Genomic DNA, 14,005 nt, shown 5'->3' with positions numbered 1-14,005 from the left:
CGATTCAGTCCGCAGTCGTTTCAGGCCTCGTTGGCATGGCGCTGTTGCCGCTCCATGTAGCGCTCGACATAGGAGCACGACGGGATGACGGTGTAGCCCATTTGCGCGGCGTAGGCCAGCGCCTGCTCGGTCAGGGCAGCAGCGATGCCCCGCCCACGCAGGGCGTTGGGAACGAAGGTGCGATAGATGTCCAGCGTTTGCTTACCCAGATCCATATACGTCAGGTAGGCACGGTGACCGTCCACATTGGTCTCGAATTGATGACCGGCTTGGTCATGGTGGATGGTCAGCGCTTCGCTCATCACAACTCCTTGCAGGTCTTGAGGCAGACCCTCGCCTTATCGGGGTGGTAGCTGCAGAACGATCGTCTGGCCGGGCGGCTATGCGTGCGCCCCTGGGCTGCGTGCCATCGTTCTACACCGTGCAACTTGTCGATAGTAGGCGCTGCGTGTCGGGTTACTCAAGCGGCGCACACTAAAAAGACAGTTCGGTGTCAGGTAAAGACTCCCATGGCAGCGTGCGAATGTTCAAAGGACATAGACGCACGAAGACACAAAAAGTCATTCTTAGTTCCACGAAAAAGTTATTGCACTAGTGCGCGATCGGCGTTGTCACAGGGGAGACGTGACAATGGGCTCATCCCCATTAAGTCAGGCGCCGGCGCACGGATTTTTTCGAGCTTCTTGCGTTCAGTCAGTTTACTTACTACAAGTAATGGGTACTATGTACGCCGGCCAGTTTCTCATTCGAGAGATGGCTACTTAATAGATATAACGTCCTTGAAGGGGAACACGATGAACAACGTTCTGAAACTCTCTGGCCTGGCCCTGGCCGCAATCCTGGCTACCGGTTGCAGCAGCAGCGTCACCAAAGAAACCGAAGCTCGTCTGACCGCTACCGAAGACGCAGCAGCGCGCGCTCAAGCCCGTGCCGACGAAGCCTACCGCAAGGCTGACGACGCACTGGCCGCTGCTCAGAAGGCTCAGCAGACCGCTGACGAAGCCAACGAGCGCGCTCTGCGCATGCTGGACAAAGCCAGCCGCAAATAATAATCCTCACGGATTATTACTAAGCCGATCCCATCCAGGGTCGGCTTTTTTGTTGCCTGTAACGAACGTGGCGTTTGGCATGAAAAAACCCGCACGAGGCGGGTACTTTCAACTACAGGACGCTCACTGCAGCTCGGGCGGCAAGCCCGAAACCACCGGCGCCGTCCCAGAGGTGGCATTGGGTACTGCGATTTCCACAGGCATGCCGTCTTCGGCGGCCACTACATCGCGCACCATGTCCCAGTTCATACGCAGGTTGTTGGCCAGATCTTCACGCTTGAGCAAAGCATTGATCACGGCCGTGTGCTTGTCGACTACCGATGGGTTGCCGCTTTCGTCCAGAGGCGTATGCGCTTCGAGGTAGACCTTGCCACCGCTGAGGCCGAACTTATAGGGCTCGTTGATGATCCGCACCGAAGTGCCCACCGGCACCAGTTCCGACAGTTGCAACACATTGTTGTTGAGCATGCGGAAACAGCCGTGGCTGGTGCGCATGCCGATGCCGAATTTCTTGTTCGAGCCATGAATCAGGTAACCCGGCACACCCAAGGTGAACTTGAAAGGCCCCAACGGGTTGTCCGGTCCCGCGGGCACCACGGCCGGCAGGATGTCACCGTCGGCGGCATGTTCGGCACGGATGGACGCTGGCGGAGTCCAGGTCGGGTTGGGCGTCTTGGCGATGATCTTGGTGTTGGCGATGGGAGAGCCCCACCCTTCCCGACCGATGCCAAGTGGGAAGGTGTATACCACCGGTTCGTTCTTCGGGTAGTAGTACAGACGGTACTCGGCCAAGTTGATCACCACGCCTTCGCGGGGACCTGGCGGCAGTACGTAGCGGGTGGGCAGGATGATTTCGGTACCGGCCCCAGGCAGCCAGGGGTCGACGCCGGGGTTGGCGGCGACCATTTCCAGATAGCCCAGGTCGTTGGCCGTGGCGATGTCGGCGAAGGTGTCTTCGTACTTGGCGGTGATGGTGCGCACCTGGCCGACGACGTCCTCACCCGGTGACGGCAACGGCAGTTCCAGCGCAACGGCCGGGCCTGCGAGCAACAGGGCAGCCAGAGACAGGCAACGGGTAACGCGAGGCAAACGCGGCGACATCCGGTGAATCCTTAACGAACGGGGTTCAAGTCCGCCGATTGTACACGCGCGTTCCTACAAGCGGGAGGCGCGTGCCGCCGGCACCTGTGGTAGATGACCAAAGGCCTTTAGAGTTCCGGCCAGACCGGCCGCGTGCCGCGCCGCTGGGCATCGAGAATGGCCCGGCACAATTGGCACAGGCGGGTATCGCGGTAGACGCCCGGCTCGACCGTCGACCAGCGCGGCTGTGCCGGCAACAACCCGCCACACAAAGTGCGGTCGGCAGGCGCGCCAAGCTCCAGTTGACGGGTAACGAGGTGGACACGCACTTCCTGGCAGGCGAACAGATCGAGTTGCTCGTCGGGTTCGATCAGTTGGTAGGCGTACAGGGACCAGGCGGGGCGTGGCATGGGTGGCACTCGAAACGGGGGGCGCAACATTAGCCGAAAGCCGCCCCCGATTAAAGCGTCAGAGCAAGGGTTCGATCACCGGCCAGGCATTTTCCAGCAGCCGTTGCTGCGCGCCCTGCGCAGGATGGATGCCGTCGGCCTGCATCAGTTGCGGCACGCCGCCGACGCCTTCGAGGAAGAACGGCACCAGTGGAACGTCTTTGGCTTTTGCCAGGTCGGTATAGACGTTGGCGAAGGCCGTCGTGTAACGCACGCCATAGTTGGGTGGCAGGCGCATGCCCAATAGCGCGACCTTGGCGCCGCTGTCGCGGGCCTGGTCGATCATCGAGGCAAGATTTTGTTGCAATTGATCCGGTGCTTGGCCACGCAAGCCGTCATTGCCGCCCAGCTCCACCACCACCAGATCCGGCTTATGGGCCTTGAGCAACGCGGGCAGGCGCGCGCGGCCGCCAGCACTGGTATCGCCACTGATCGACGCGTTGACCACTTGGGTGACATTTCCCTCTTGCTCGAGGCGTTTTTGCAACAAATTCACCCAGCCCTGGCCAGTGTTCAGGCCGAAACCGGCACTGATACTATCGCCCACCACCAGCACCGTTCCCGCTACCGCGGTCTGCGCCAGACAACACAGGGCCAGACCGGCACTCAACCACCACATTCGCATTGGATTCTCCATGGGCCCCAGCATTCTCGTTGCGCAGAACCTTAGCAAAGTGGTCCCCAGCGCGGAAGGCGACCTGACCATTCTCCATCCGCTGACCTTGAGCCTCAACGCTGGCGACAGCCTGGCCATCGTCGGTGCCTCGGGATCGGGCAAGTCGACCCTGCTCGGCCTGCTGGCCGGGCTCGACCGTCCCAGCGCGGGCACCGTCATCCTCGCCGGCAAAGACCTCTCCCCGCTCGACGAAGACCAGCGCGCGCAGGTGCGTGCCGAACACGTGGGCTTCGTCTTCCAATCCTTCCAGTTGCTCGACAGCCTCAATGCCTTGGAAAACGTCATGCTGCCGCTCGAACTCGAAGGCCGGCGCGATGCGCGGGACGTGGCCAGCGAGCTGCTCGCGCGGGTCGGCCTGAGCCAACGCCTGACCCACACGCCGCGCCAGCTGTCGGGCGGCGAGCAGCAGCGCGTGGCCATCGCCCGCGCCTTCGCAGCGCAACCCTCGGTGCTGTTCGCCGACGAGCCTACGGGCAACCTCGACAGCCTGACCGGCGAGCGCATCAGCGACCTGCTGTTCGAACTCAATCAGGAGCGCGGCACCACCCTGGTGCTGGTGACCCACGACGACCGCCTGGCCAAACGCTGCCGGCATTCGATCCGCCTGGATGCCGGCCGCCTGGTCGCGCCGCTGGAGCCTTGATGAGCCGACTCAATTTTTCCGCCCTGCTGGCCCTTGCCGGTCGCCAACTGCGCCGCGATGCACGGGCCAGCGAAGTGCGCGTGCTATTTTTCTCGGTGCTGGTGGCGGTGGCTGCCAGTACCGCCATCGGTTATTTCGGCGCGCGGCTGAACGGTGCCATGCAATTGCGGGCCACGGAGTTTCTGGGTGCGGACCTGGTGCTGCAAGGCAGCTCCCCTGCCCGCGCCGAGCAGATCGACTACGGCGTGGCGCTGGGCCTGACCCATGCCCGGGTGGTCGAATTCACCAGTGTGGTGGGTGGCGATCAGGGCATTCAGCTATCCAGCGTCAAGGCCGCCGATACGCAATACCCGCTGCGCGGCGAAATCCGCAGCGCGCCCGCCGCTTACGGGGCCGAGTCGCCCGGTGGCGGCCCCGGACCGGGCGAGGCCTGGGTCGAGCCGCGTCTGTTGGTCGCGCTGGGCATGCAGATCGGCGACAGCATCGACGTCGGCCAGAAGACCTTGCGCCTAGCACGGGTGCTCACCTATGAGCCCGACCGTGCCAACAATTTCTACAGCCTTACGCCGCGGGTGTTGATGAACCTTGCGGACCTGGCGTCTACCGGCGTCATCCAGCCCGGCAGCCGGGTCAGCTATCGCGACCTCTGGCGTGGCGAGCCACAGGCGCTGGCGGCTTACCGTAAAGGCGTCGAACAACACCTGGCCGCCAACCAGCGCCTGCTCGATACCCGCGATGGCAACCGACAGATCGGCGGTGCTCTGGGCAAGGCCGAGCGTTATCTGAACATGGCCAGCCTCGTGGCGGTGCTGCTGGCGGGTGTCGCCGTGGCCTTGTCGGCCAGCCGCTATGCCGCGCGCCGACTGGACGCCAGCGCCCTGCTGCGCTGCCTGGGTTTGTCGCGGCGCCAAGCGTTGGGACTGTACTGCCTGCAACTGGCGATGCTGGGACTGGTCGCTGCACTGGTCGGCGCCGGGCTCGGTTGGCTGGCACAACTGGGGCTGTTCCAACTGCTCGAGGGCTTGCTGCCAAGCACCTTGCCGCCCGGCGGGATCGAGCCGGCCCTGGCCGGCATCGCTACGGGCCTGGTGGCGTTGGCCGGTTTCGCCTTGCCGCCGCTCGCGGCCCTTGGTCGGGTGCCGCCGCTTCGCGTGCTGCGCCGCGACCTGTTGCCCGTGCCGCCCAGCAGCTGGTTGGTCTATGGCGCTGCGTTGCTGGCACTTGGCTTGATCATGTGGCGGTTGAGCCTCGACTTGCTCTTGACCTTCGCCTTGCTGGGCGGCGGGCTGATCGCTGCTGCAGTGCTAGGGGGCTTGTTGTTGCTGGGCCTACGCAGCCTGCGCCGTGCCTTGGCCGGTGCGCCGCTGACCTGGCGCCTGGGCTTGGGGCAGTTGCTGCGCTACCCGCTGGCCGCAGCCGGGCAAGCTCTGGCGTTCGGCTTGATCCTGCTGGCCATGGGCTTGGTGGCGCTGTTGCGCGGTGAGCTGCTCGACACCTGGCAAGCTCAACTGCCCGCCGACGCACCGAACCATTTCGCCCTGAACATCCTGCCCGACCAGCGCGAGCCCTTCGCCCAGCAGTTGCACGCCATCGGCGCACACTCGGCGCCGCTGTATCCGGTCACGCCTGGCCGCTTGGTTGCGATCAACGGCCAGCCAGTGAACCAAGTGGTGACCAAGGATTCCACGGGCGAACGCGCCGTGCAGCGCGACCTGAGCCTGACCTGGGCCGCCGAGCTGCCCTCCGGCAACGCGCTCAGCGAAGGCCGGTGGTGGCAGGGTGCGCAGCCGCCGCAGGGCACGCCCGACGTGGCGACGCCCGACGTAACGACGCCCGATGTCTCGGTCGAAGCCGAGCTCGCCGCCAGCCTGGGCCTCAAGCTTGGCGACGAACTGACCTTCGACATCGGCGACCAGCAGCACTCGGCCAAGGTCAGCAGTTTGCGTACCGTGCACTGGGACAGCTTCCAGCCGAACTTCTACATGATCTTCCGACCGGGTACCCTGCAAGGCTTGCCAACTACCTACCTGACCAGCTTCTACCTGCCGGCCGGGCACGACAAAGACGTGGTGACGCTGTCGCGGGCATTCCCCGCCGCTACCATCCTGCAAGTCGATGCGTTGCTGAGCCAACTGCGCAGCATCCTCGCGCAAGTGACCCTGGCGGTCGAATACGTGCTGCTGTTCGTGCTCGCGGCGGGCTTGGCGGTGCTCTTCGCCGGGCTGCAAGCCACACTCGACGAACGTATTCGCCAAGGCGCCCTGCTGCGCGCCTTGGGCGCGTCCAGATCGTTGCTGGTGCGCACTCGACGCATCGAGTTCGGCTTGCTTGGCGCGGCCAGCGGCGTGCTGGCCGCGCTGGGCTGCGAACTGGTGACGTGGGTGCTGTACCGCTACGCCTTCGCCCTTACCTGGAGCCCGCACCCCTGGTTGCTGGTGCTGCCGGTCGTAGGGGCAGTGCTGGTAGGCGGTGCCGGCATGCTAGGCACGCGCCGCGCGCTGAACGCCAGTCCGCTGACAGTGTTGCGCGAAGGTTGAGGCCTAGTGGCCGACCGGCAGGTACCAGATCCTGTTGACGTACCAGGACGCCTCGCCGGTCGGCGTCTGCACCACCGCCTCGTCACCTACCTGTTTCTTCAGCAGGGCACGGGCCATGGGTGAGTCGATGGAAATGTAGTCGTTGCGGCCGTAGATCTCGTCATAGCCGACGATGCGGAAGGTCATGAGGTCGCCCTCGTCGTTCTCCACTTCCACCCAAGCGCCGAAAAACACCTTGCCCTCCTGTTCGGCGGCATAGGCTACGACCCGTACGTCTTCCAAGCGCTTTCGCAGGTAGCGCACACGCCGGTCGATTTCGCGCAACAGTTTCTTGTTGTATTGGTAATCGGCATTTTCGCTGCGATCGCCCAGCGAAGCGGCCCATGCCACCTTCTGGGTGATCTCCGGACGGTACACACGCCACAGATGGTCGAGCTCCTGCTTGAGTGCCTGATGCCCTTCGGTGGTGATGATGTTGGTGCTCAACAGCCCTCTCCTCACGCCACGCGAACGGCCACGCAGGCGCACTCGGTGGTTGCAAGCTGGGTGGAATGGAAGCGCCTCAGCGACGGGTGATCAGCCCTTGTCGGGCAATGCGGGTGAGCTGGGCAATGACCTGGTCGGCCATAGCCGCAGTCGGCGCCTGGATCACGGCCAGGTCGAAACGATCGTTGCCGTAGCGTGCCAGGTCGGCTTGCTCATGGATGTCGGCGAACTGGATGAGAAATGCCCGAGCCTGGCCTTTGCGCCGAGACAGACCTTCGAGATGGCGCAGCAAGGTCGGCTGGTGGGAACCGCCCAGCAGAATTCGGGGAGTGCGCGCCGTGGGCTCGACGGCCAAAGGGCTCAGGCAGACACTGGTACGTGGACAACTCATGGGTAGATCTCCGCCTCGCGAATCCCGCTGGGCAGCGGTGGGAGGCGTCACCGAACCAGCGCTTTAGCGGTATTTCGGCGGCCTTGCAGAGGGCCGTCGCGCGCCCCGCAAGTAGCTGTTTAAATCGGCGCAAGGGCCATGCTAGGGGCTTGGGCGGCAAGATACAAGCACTGCGTTACGTACGACGTGCGCCAACAACGTTAGCGTCTGCGCGTACCTTCCAGTGCCAATCGTTCGCGGTCGAATGCCAGGAAGTACTTGTTGACGCTGTTGACGAAGTTCACCGGCCCCATCCCCACTTGCTCCATCGCCACCCGCTCGGTCTGGAAGAACCATTGATTGGGGTTCAGGCCGCGCCGCCGCGCTTCGGTGCGCATGGCCTGAACCCGTTCGGGGCCGAGGTTGTAGGCGGCCAACACGAACGCCATGCGTTCACGGTCGTTGAGTGCGGGACTGGAGAAGAACTTGCGGCGGATCAGCGCCAGGTAGCGCGCGCCGGCCTGCACGTTGCCATCGACCGTCTGGATATTGCTGACGCCGACACGTTGCGCAGCCGAAGGCGTGATCTGCATCAGACCATGGGCGCCGCCGCCACCACGCGCTTTGGGGTCGAGGGTCGATTCCTTATAGGCCAGTGCCGCGAGGTTCAACCAATCGATCTGCTGGTTGGCGCCATGGCGCTGCAGAACGGTACGCACCGCCTCCAGCCGTTGGCGTGGCCGATTGGCCAGTGGGTTGTGCATACGGTACTGGCTGCGATAGATACGCTCGAACACGGCATTCTGGTTGGCTGGCGCCTGGTAGCCGGCAAGGAAGCGGTTGATGGCGTCCTGCAACGCTGGCGTGTCGCGCCGTACGTACCAGCGCACCGCCTGGGGCTTGCCCAACTGCACGCGGGTATCGAGCCGCAGCTTGGGCAGTACCCGCGCCCAACGCTCGGCGATGGGCCGTTCGACCACGGTCAGGGGGTAGACGCCGGCCTGGACCATTTCCAGCACGTCCTCGACGGCCAGGGTTGGGTCGACCCACTCGATCTTGACCGGCGCTCGCTTGCGCAGGGCCAACTGCTGGTTGAGCGCCTCGATCGCCGCCCCGGCGGCGCTGGCATTGACCAGCGCCACGGTGCGCCCCGACAGCTGCTCGGCCCTGGCCACGCTGCGCGCACCTTTGCGCCCGACCAGCACCAGCGCCACCCGGTCGACCACTGGCGCACTGGACGCCAACTGTCGTACGGCTTGTGCTTCGAACAACTCCCCAGGCGCGGCGATGTCGCCCTCGCCGCGCAATAACGCACCGGGCAGTTGACCCTTGGCTTTGGGAATCAGCTTGACGTGCACCTGCTGGGTGACGCCCTTTTGCGTATTGAGGAAGTACTCGAGCGCCCGCAGGCGGTGATACTCGACGCCGACCGGCTCACCCTTCACGGTGCCCGAACTGTTGCGGCTCTGGTTGACCAGCACCCGCAGCACCTTGGTCTTGCGGATGTCCGCCAGGTCCTTGGCCGGGTGGGTATGGCCCGCTTGCGCGGGGCCGGCCAGACGCGCGTCGGCCGGCCCCGCGCCTAGAAGCCCAGCCAGCAGCAGAACCGTGAACAAGGTGCGTGCAATCACGTGGTATGTCCAATTGAACGGCACACTCTGGTGAGGTGCCTGGTTGACAACTGACATCAACAGACCCTTGCAAGCCATTGAGGTTCTGGGAATATTTCCTCTGCGATCGGCTTTGCTATGCTGGCCTGCCCTTGAGACGAGGCAACACCATGCAACTGATCGACATCGGCGTCAACCTGACCAACAGCAGCTTCCAGGCCCAGCAGGCCGCCGTCGTCGAACGTGCGCGCGAGGCTGGAGTGGTACAAATGGTGCTGACCGGCACCAGTCTCGAAGGCAGCGAACAGGCCCTGGAACTGTGCGAAACCCTCGACCAGCAGGCCCAAGTGCTGTTCTCCACGGCAGGGGTGCATCCCCACGATGCCAGCAGTTGGCAGGCCTCCAGCGAGCAGCGCTTGCGCGATTTGCTGGCCCAGCCCAGGGTGCGCGCCGTAGGCGAATGCGGGCTGGATTTCAACCGCGACTTTTCGCCTCGCCCGCAGCAGGAAAAAGCCCTGGAAGCGCAGCTGGCGCTGGCGGTCGAAAGCGGCCTGCCGGTGTTCCTTCACGAGCGTGACGCCAACCTGCGACTGCTGGCCATTCTCAAGACGTTCCGCGACCAATTGAGTGCGGCCGTGGTGCACTGCTTCACGGGTGAGCGCGAGGCCTTGTTCAGTTATTTGGATCTCGATCTGCACATCGGCATCACAGGCTGGATTTGCGACGAACGGCGCGGAACCCACCTGCATGAACTGGTCGGCAACATTCCCCAAGGCCGTCTGATGCTGGAAAGCGATGCACCCTACCTCCTGCCCCGTACTTTGCGGCCCAAACCCAAAAGCGGACGTAACGAGCCCGCCTACCTGCCAAGCGTGCTCGAAGAAGTAGCGCGCCATCGAAGCGAAAGCCCCGAGCACACCGCAGCGCACACCACTGCCTGTGCGCGAACCTTCTTCGGTTTACCCGAGATTCCTTGACAAGCATCAACGAATGCTCTGACGCGCGCGTACAGAATGCTGGCACCTTGCCAATGCTGTTTCCGCATATTTCAGAGAAAACCTCACATGGGTGCCTGGCTTAGCAACGTTTCACTCAAGTACAAATTCTGGGCCGTCAACGCGGTGGCCTTTTTCACGACCCTGCTGCTGGTGCTCTATGCCCTGGGTCTGGAACAGCAGGCCAGGCGCGACACCAGTCGCGCCCAGGCCCAGACGCAGGCAGCGCTGCTGGCCCATTGGCCCGCAGGCCAAGCGCTACCCGCCTCGCCCCATCTCCTGACATGGCAAGTGGGGCAGACGCCCCGCCTCGAAGGCAACGAGCTGCCGAGCCTGCGCGATGCCCAGGGCTGGGTCGATCTGCCCGAGGGCCTGCGCCTTGATGCCATGCCGGTCAACGGCGCCCAAGTGATCCGTCTGGGCGACACCCAGTTGGCCGTCTTCGCCCCGTCGCCCGGTTTCAGCCAAGTGTTCTTCGATCGTTTCGGCCATTACGCCGTGTGCGTGCTGATACTGATGCTGCTCATGCTGGGCGCTTCGCAATTGCTGATCCGCTTCCTGCTGCGTCAGCTCAACACGCTCAGGAACGTCATGCTGCAGGTGGAGAAAACCGGCGATTTGTCGGCCCGGGTGCCCCTTGCCAGTGGTGACGAGGTCGGTCAGATGGCGGCCGCGTTCAACGCCATGCAGGCGACCTACCACCGTGTGGTCGGTACCGTGGCGCAATCGGCGGCGCAGCTCGACGCCGGTGCCGCACAGTTGGCCGCCAGCATGAACGAGGTCCGCAACGGCATGCTCGGGCAGCAGAGCGAAACCGACCAGGCGGCCACCGCGATCAACGAAATGACCGCCACGGTGCACCATATCGCCCAGCACGCCGGCGCCACCCGCGACCTGTCGCAGACCGCCGACACCCTGGCGGGCAGTGGGCAGCAGGTGGTCAGCCGTGTGCAACTGTCCATCGCCGGCCTGTCCAGTGGCGTGCAGCAGACCGCAGAAATGATCCGCCAACTGGCCGACGACAGTCAGAAGATCACCGGCGTGGTCGGTGTCATCCACAGCATCGCCGAACAGACCAACCTCCTGGCCTTGAACGCCGCCATCGAAGCGGCACGGGCAGGCGACCTGGGTCGAGGCTTCGCCGTGGTGGCCGATGAGGTGCGCAACCTGGCCAAGCGTGTACAAAGCTCGACCGACGAGATCACCGGCATGGTCTCCACCCTGCACAGCGGCACACGCGACGCCGTCGACTTCATGCACGAAAGCTCGCTCAAGGCCGACGATTGCGTGCGCCAGGCCCGGGAGGCCGGCGAGGCCCTGGCCGAGATCACCACGGCCGTGGCGCAGATGCGTGAAAGCAATACGCAGATCGCTGTGGCGGCCGCACAGCAGAGCCAGGTGGCAGAAGAAATGAACCGGGCGATCGTCAGCATTCGCGACGTAACCGAAGACACCGTGCAGCAGACCTTGGGCTCGGCCACCACCAGCCGCGACTTGGCGACCCTGGCCGGGCAGCTGAATCAGGCGATAGGCCAGTTGGCCCTATGACCACCATAGCCAGCCTTGATTGGCTGTCTTGGCCGTAGGCCACTAGGCTCATGGGGTAGCCGAGAGGAATGCCCCATGAACAGATGCCTGAACGTTTTGCTCGACCAGACGCGACGCACCTCGTCAAACCTGGCCCACCCTACTCCTGAACACATGCTGCAACTGCTGGCGGCGTTGCTGCTGGTACCGGGCGCGCTGCTCGTGCTGTCGGGTGTGTTCGCGTTCGATGTCAGCCAGCTGGCCATCGGCGTCTTGGTCATGGTCGCGGGCGGTCGCCTGCTGGGCCGCCGTGTCGCCAGTCACTAGTGTCGGCGTCGTGCCAAAGCGGCCCCGAGCTGCTCCAGGGTCGCATCGGCCTTGCCTTCGAAACGGTGCAACTCGCGCTGCCAACGCTCGGCGAACGGCGCCAATGTCCGATCGTGTTCGGCCTGTAACAGCCACTGCAATCGGTCGTGCCAATCGCCCAGATCGCCTTGTGCGCGCTTGAGCAACGCGCGCAGTTTCCTGCCCGCATGGTCGAGCTGCGGGAAGGCCTCGTCGCCATAGCGCACTCGCTTGATCAATAGACGCAGGCGATGGCGGTCGTGTGCCGGGTCTTCGAGGGCATCACGCAGTTTGCGCCATTGCTTGCGAAGACGCTTTTCCACCTGCATGCCTGGCTTGGGCAACAGCTTGTCGCGCCGTGCCACGCGCAGCAGTGCCGGCGCCGCATCGAGTACGGTCAACAGTCGCCTCAGTTCAGCGCTGTCGGCCACTTTGGCGAAGGTTTGCTCCTGCTCGGCAGGCGACGGCTGACCGGCTAGCGAGTGCCCTTGCTCAAGCAAATGCGCAGCCAACACTTCACGGTCACGCAGCGGCGTGGTGAGGCGCCCTAGCGCACGCGCGGCATCCTCCAATTGCGCGATCGCCGGCACTTCGCGCACAGGCCGAATCAAGCTGCGCAACCGTCTAGTGCTGGTGCGCAGATCGTGCAAGGCCTCGCTGTCGGTGTTGGCCGCCAGCCGTTCCCGACAGGCCATCAACCGCACGTGCAGGGAAAACAGTTGGGTCACCAGGTGATCGAGCATGGCGGACATGGGCAGTTTCCTCGATCAGCGGCCGGCGCGGGATTCGCGAATGTAGAAACGTGCCTTCTCGGCCTTGTTCGAACAACCTTCGAAGCGCTCGAACTGTTGCTGGGTCTTGGCGCCGGTCAGCAGCGACAGCGCCTTGGAATAGCTGATGGTGCCGGCAAAGCCTTCTGCCTTGGCCAGGTCCAGCTCTTTCCAGGCGGCATCGAGCTGGATGCCACAACTTTCACGGTAGGCGGTCTTGCCCGCGCAGCCGGCCAGCGCCAGAGCGATCAGTGGAAGGCAGATCCAGGCTTTCATCAGGTGAACCTCATAGGTGGGGACGCAGTGCCTGTTCGACGGCAACGGACGGTGAAAGTGCCGTACCTACCGCCAGTGGCCGGCGCCGCGATTGAATCCCTTCGCGCCGTGGTTCATTGTGGCGCGCATGGACACCAAGCGAGGGATGCTCATGCGTAAACGAGTGGCACTGGTACTGGGTTCGGGTGGCGCGCGTGGTTATGCGCACATTGGCGTGATCGAGGAGATCGAACGGCGCGGTTACGAGATCGCCTGCGTCGCCGGCTGCTCGATGGGCGCCGTGATCGGCGGCATCTATGCGGCAAGAAAACTCGACGATTACCGCCGATGGATCGAAAGCCTGGACTACCTGGACGTCTTGCGGTTGGTCGATGTCAGTTTCCGCCTGGGCGCGATCCGTGGCGACAAAGTGTTCGGGCACATCCGCAAGCTCGTCGGCGAGATCAACATCGAACAACTGCGGATCCCTTACACCGCCGTAGCGGCCGACCTTACCCACCAGCAGGAAATCTGGTTCCAGGAAGGGTGCCTGCACCAGGCCATGCGCGCTTCGGCGGCCATTCCCAGCCTGTTCACGCCGGTACAGCAAGGCAATCGCGTACTGGTCGACGGCGGCATTCTCAATCCATTGCCCATCGTGCCGGTGGTCTCCAGCCACTGCGACCTGATCGTTGCGGTCAATCTCAACGCGACCAACCAGAGCCATTACCAGTTACCGGTGATCGAGCGTCCGCCTGCCTTCAAGATGCGTTTCGACGCTCTGATCGACTCGCTGGGCTCGCATCTGCCGTTTCGCCGCACGCCCGCCGAGAAACTGTTGCGCATCGATCGGAAGATCGCCGCCCAGCGCGCCGCCAAGGCCAACCCTTGGTTAAGCGAGGCCGACCCGGAGGGTCAACAACCCGCTGCCGCACCGCAAGTCAGCGGTGCGCCCAAGTCGGCGGCAGGGTCTTTCATCATCGACAACGTGGGGCCGGCCTCCTTGCTCGATCTGATCAACCAGAGCTTCGAAGTGATGCAGACCTCGTTGGCACAGTACAAGATCGCCGGTTATCCGCCCGATGTACTGGTCAACGTGCCCAAGCGGGTCTGCCGCTTCTTCGAGTTCTACAAGGCACCGGAGCTGATCGCCTTGGGCCGGGAAATTGCCCGCGACACTCTGGACAGCTATGAGCGCGAGCATCCCTGAGCC

16 protein-coding genes and 1 pseudogene are annotated in these 14,005 nt (G+C 63.9%); 8 read left to right on the top strand and 9 right to left on the bottom strand.

Going from position 1 to position 14,005, the window contains the following annotated elements; all coding sequences use genetic code 11:
• Positions 1–20: 20 nt before the first annotated feature.
• Positions 21–302, bottom strand: coding sequence for a GNAT family N-acetyltransferase (locus tag ACSMEV_RS11265; protein WP_459205230.1), 282 nt, complete (start codon positions 300–302; stop codon positions 21–23).
• 492 nt (positions 303–794) lie between these two features.
• Between ACSMEV_RS11265 and ACSMEV_RS11260 the strand changes: the two genes are divergently transcribed.
• Positions 795–1,049 carry an Lpp/OprI family alanine-zipper lipoprotein gene (locus ACSMEV_RS11260; RefSeq protein ID WP_459205229.1) on the top strand — a complete coding sequence of 85 codons (255 nt, stop codon included), beginning with the start codon at positions 795–797 and terminating at the stop codon, positions 1,047–1,049.
• Positions 1,050–1,172: 123 nt separating this feature from the next.
• On the opposite strand, the gene ACSMEV_RS11255 is transcribed toward ACSMEV_RS11260, so the two are convergent.
• The 3 genes from ACSMEV_RS11255 to ACSMEV_RS11245 all read right to left on the bottom strand — a co-directional run bounded on the left by ACSMEV_RS11255 (position 1,173) and on the right by ACSMEV_RS11245 (position 3,203).
• Positions 1,173–2,150 (bottom strand): L,D-transpeptidase family protein, encoded by a 978-nt coding sequence (locus ACSMEV_RS11255; protein ID WP_459205228.1) that lies wholly within the window; start codon positions 2,148–2,150, stop codon positions 1,173–1,175.
• 107 nt (positions 2,151–2,257) lie between these two features.
• Positions 2,258–2,539 carry a hypothetical protein gene (locus tag ACSMEV_RS11250; RefSeq protein WP_296264049.1) on the bottom strand — a complete coding sequence of 94 codons (282 nt, stop codon included), beginning with the start codon at positions 2,537–2,539 and terminating at the stop codon, positions 2,258–2,260.
• Between the two features lie 58 nt (positions 2,540–2,597).
• Positions 2,598–3,203 (bottom strand): arylesterase, encoded by a 606-nt coding sequence (locus tag ACSMEV_RS11245; RefSeq protein ID WP_459205227.1) that lies wholly within the window; start codon positions 3,201–3,203, stop codon positions 2,598–2,600.
• Positions 3,204–3,213: 10 nt separating this feature from the next.
• Here ACSMEV_RS11245 and ACSMEV_RS11240 point away from each other — a divergent pair, with 10 nt between their 5' ends.
• Positions 3,214–3,897, top strand: a complete 684-nt coding sequence (locus ACSMEV_RS11240) for an ABC transporter ATP-binding protein (protein WP_459205226.1) — start codon at positions 3,214–3,216, stop codon at positions 3,895–3,897.
• Positions 3,897–6,434 (top strand): ABC transporter permease, encoded by a 2,538-nt coding sequence (locus ACSMEV_RS11235; protein WP_459205225.1) that lies wholly within the window; start codon positions 3,897–3,899, stop codon positions 6,432–6,434. Before ACSMEV_RS11240 ends, ACSMEV_RS11235 begins: the two co-directional genes overlap by 1 nt.
• Before the next feature lie 3 nt (positions 6,435–6,437).
• On the opposite strand, the gene greB is transcribed toward ACSMEV_RS11235, so the two are convergent.
• The 3 genes from greB to ACSMEV_RS11220 form a co-directional block, all read right to left on the bottom strand.
• Entirely contained in the window at positions 6,438–6,920 is a 483-nt protein-coding gene (gene greB / locus ACSMEV_RS11230) for a transcription elongation factor GreB (protein ID WP_459205224.1), read from the bottom strand.
• Positions 6,921–6,996: 76 nt separating this feature from the next.
• A complete protein-coding gene (locus ACSMEV_RS11225) occupies positions 6,997–7,311 on the bottom strand; it encodes a hypothetical protein (RefSeq protein WP_459205223.1) in 315 nt (104 codons plus the stop codon).
• A gap of 200 nt (positions 7,312–7,511) precedes the next feature.
• The gene (locus tag ACSMEV_RS11220; RefSeq protein WP_459208328.1) at positions 7,512–8,918 is read right to left on the bottom strand and encodes an MltF family protein; all 1,407 of its coding nucleotides are present in this window, start codon (positions 8,916–8,918) and stop codon (positions 7,512–7,514) included.
• Positions 8,919–9,070: 152 nt separating this feature from the next.
• On the opposite strand from ACSMEV_RS11220, the gene ACSMEV_RS11215 reads away from it, so the two are divergent.
• The 4 genes and pseudogenes from ACSMEV_RS11215 (at position 9,071) to ACSMEV_RS11200 (ending at position 11,749) form a co-directional block, all read left to right on the top strand.
• Complete coding sequence (locus tag ACSMEV_RS11215; RefSeq protein WP_459205222.1) at positions 9,071–9,877, top strand: TatD family hydrolase; 807 nt, start codon at positions 9,071–9,073, stop codon at positions 9,875–9,877.
• Between the two features lie 36 nt (positions 9,878–9,913).
• Positions 9,914–10,576: pseudogene (locus ACSMEV_RS11210) on the top strand (HAMP domain-containing protein); the annotation flags it as partial.
• A 318-nt stretch (positions 10,577–10,894) separates the two neighbouring features.
• A complete protein-coding gene (locus tag ACSMEV_RS11205; protein ID WP_409522265.1) occupies positions 10,895–11,443 on the top strand; it encodes a methyl-accepting chemotaxis protein in 549 nt (182 codons plus the stop codon).
• A 75-nt stretch (positions 11,444–11,518) separates the two neighbouring features.
• Positions 11,519–11,749: a hypothetical protein gene (locus ACSMEV_RS11200; RefSeq protein WP_459205221.1), complete on the top strand. Its 231-nt coding sequence runs from the start codon at positions 11,519–11,521 to the stop codon at positions 11,747–11,749.
• Here ACSMEV_RS11200 and ACSMEV_RS11195 read toward each other — a convergent pair.
• Together ACSMEV_RS11195 and ACSMEV_RS11190 are read right to left on the bottom strand one after the other, a co-directional pair.
• Complete coding sequence (locus ACSMEV_RS11195) at positions 11,746–12,519, bottom strand: CHAD domain-containing protein (protein ID WP_459205220.1); 774 nt, start codon at positions 12,517–12,519, stop codon at positions 11,746–11,748. The genes ACSMEV_RS11200 and ACSMEV_RS11195 overlap by 4 nt on opposite strands.
• Before the next feature lie 15 nt (positions 12,520–12,534).
• Positions 12,535–12,813 carry a hypothetical protein gene (locus tag ACSMEV_RS11190; RefSeq protein ID WP_459205219.1) on the bottom strand — a complete coding sequence of 93 codons (279 nt, stop codon included), beginning with the start codon at positions 12,811–12,813 and terminating at the stop codon, positions 12,535–12,537.
• 151 nt (positions 12,814–12,964) lie between these two features.
• Between ACSMEV_RS11190 and ACSMEV_RS11185 the strand changes: the two genes are divergently transcribed.
• A complete protein-coding gene (locus ACSMEV_RS11185) occupies positions 12,965–14,002 on the top strand; it encodes a patatin-like phospholipase family protein (RefSeq protein ID WP_459205218.1) in 1,038 nt (345 codons plus the stop codon).
• Positions 14,003–14,005: the final 3 nt, after the last annotated feature.

The sequence above is a fragment of the Pseudomonas sp. MLB6B genome, from assembly GCF_054508135.1.
This window is presented reverse-complemented; position numbering and strand designations above follow the sequence as displayed.

Coding starts and splice junctions, on each gene's coding strand:
- ACSMEV_RS11265 (WP_459205230.1), bottom strand. CDS start 302: ATGAGCGAAGCGCTGACCATCCACCATGACCAAGCCGGTCATCAATTC.
- ACSMEV_RS11260 (WP_459205229.1), top strand. CDS start 795: ATGAACAACGTTCTGAAACTCTCTGGCCTGGCCCTGGCCGCAATCCTG.
- ACSMEV_RS11255 (WP_459205228.1), bottom strand. CDS start 2,150: ATGTCGCCGCGTTTGCCTCGCGTTACCCGTTGCCTGTCTCTGGCTGCC.
- ACSMEV_RS11250 (WP_296264049.1), bottom strand. CDS start 2,539: ATGCCACGCCCCGCCTGGTCCCTGTACGCCTACCAACTGATCGAACCC.
- ACSMEV_RS11245 (WP_459205227.1), bottom strand. CDS start 3,203: ATGCGAATGTGGTGGTTGAGTGCCGGTCTGGCCCTGTGTTGTCTGGCG.
- ACSMEV_RS11240 (WP_459205226.1), top strand. CDS start 3,214: ATGGGCCCCAGCATTCTCGTTGCGCAGAACCTTAGCAAAGTGGTCCCC.
- ACSMEV_RS11235 (WP_459205225.1), top strand. CDS start 3,897: ATGAGCCGACTCAATTTTTCCGCCCTGCTGGCCCTTGCCGGTCGCCAA.
- ACSMEV_RS11225 (WP_459205223.1), bottom strand. CDS start 7,311: ATGAGTTGTCCACGTACCAGTGTCTGCCTGAGCCCTTTGGCCGTCGAG.
- ACSMEV_RS11215 (WP_459205222.1), top strand. CDS start 9,071: ATGCAACTGATCGACATCGGCGTCAACCTGACCAACAGCAGCTTCCAG.
- ACSMEV_RS11205 (WP_409522265.1), top strand. CDS start 10,895: ATGATCCGCCAACTGGCCGACGACAGTCAGAAGATCACCGGCGTGGTC.
- ACSMEV_RS11200 (WP_459205221.1), top strand. CDS start 11,519: ATGAACAGATGCCTGAACGTTTTGCTCGACCAGACGCGACGCACCTCG.
- ACSMEV_RS11195 (WP_459205220.1), bottom strand. CDS start 12,519: ATGTCCGCCATGCTCGATCACCTGGTGACCCAACTGTTTTCCCTGCAC.
- ACSMEV_RS11190 (WP_459205219.1), bottom strand. CDS start 12,813: ATGAAAGCCTGGATCTGCCTTCCACTGATCGCTCTGGCGCTGGCCGGC.
- ACSMEV_RS11185 (WP_459205218.1), top strand. CDS start 12,965: ATGCGTAAACGAGTGGCACTGGTACTGGGTTCGGGTGGCGCGCGTGGT.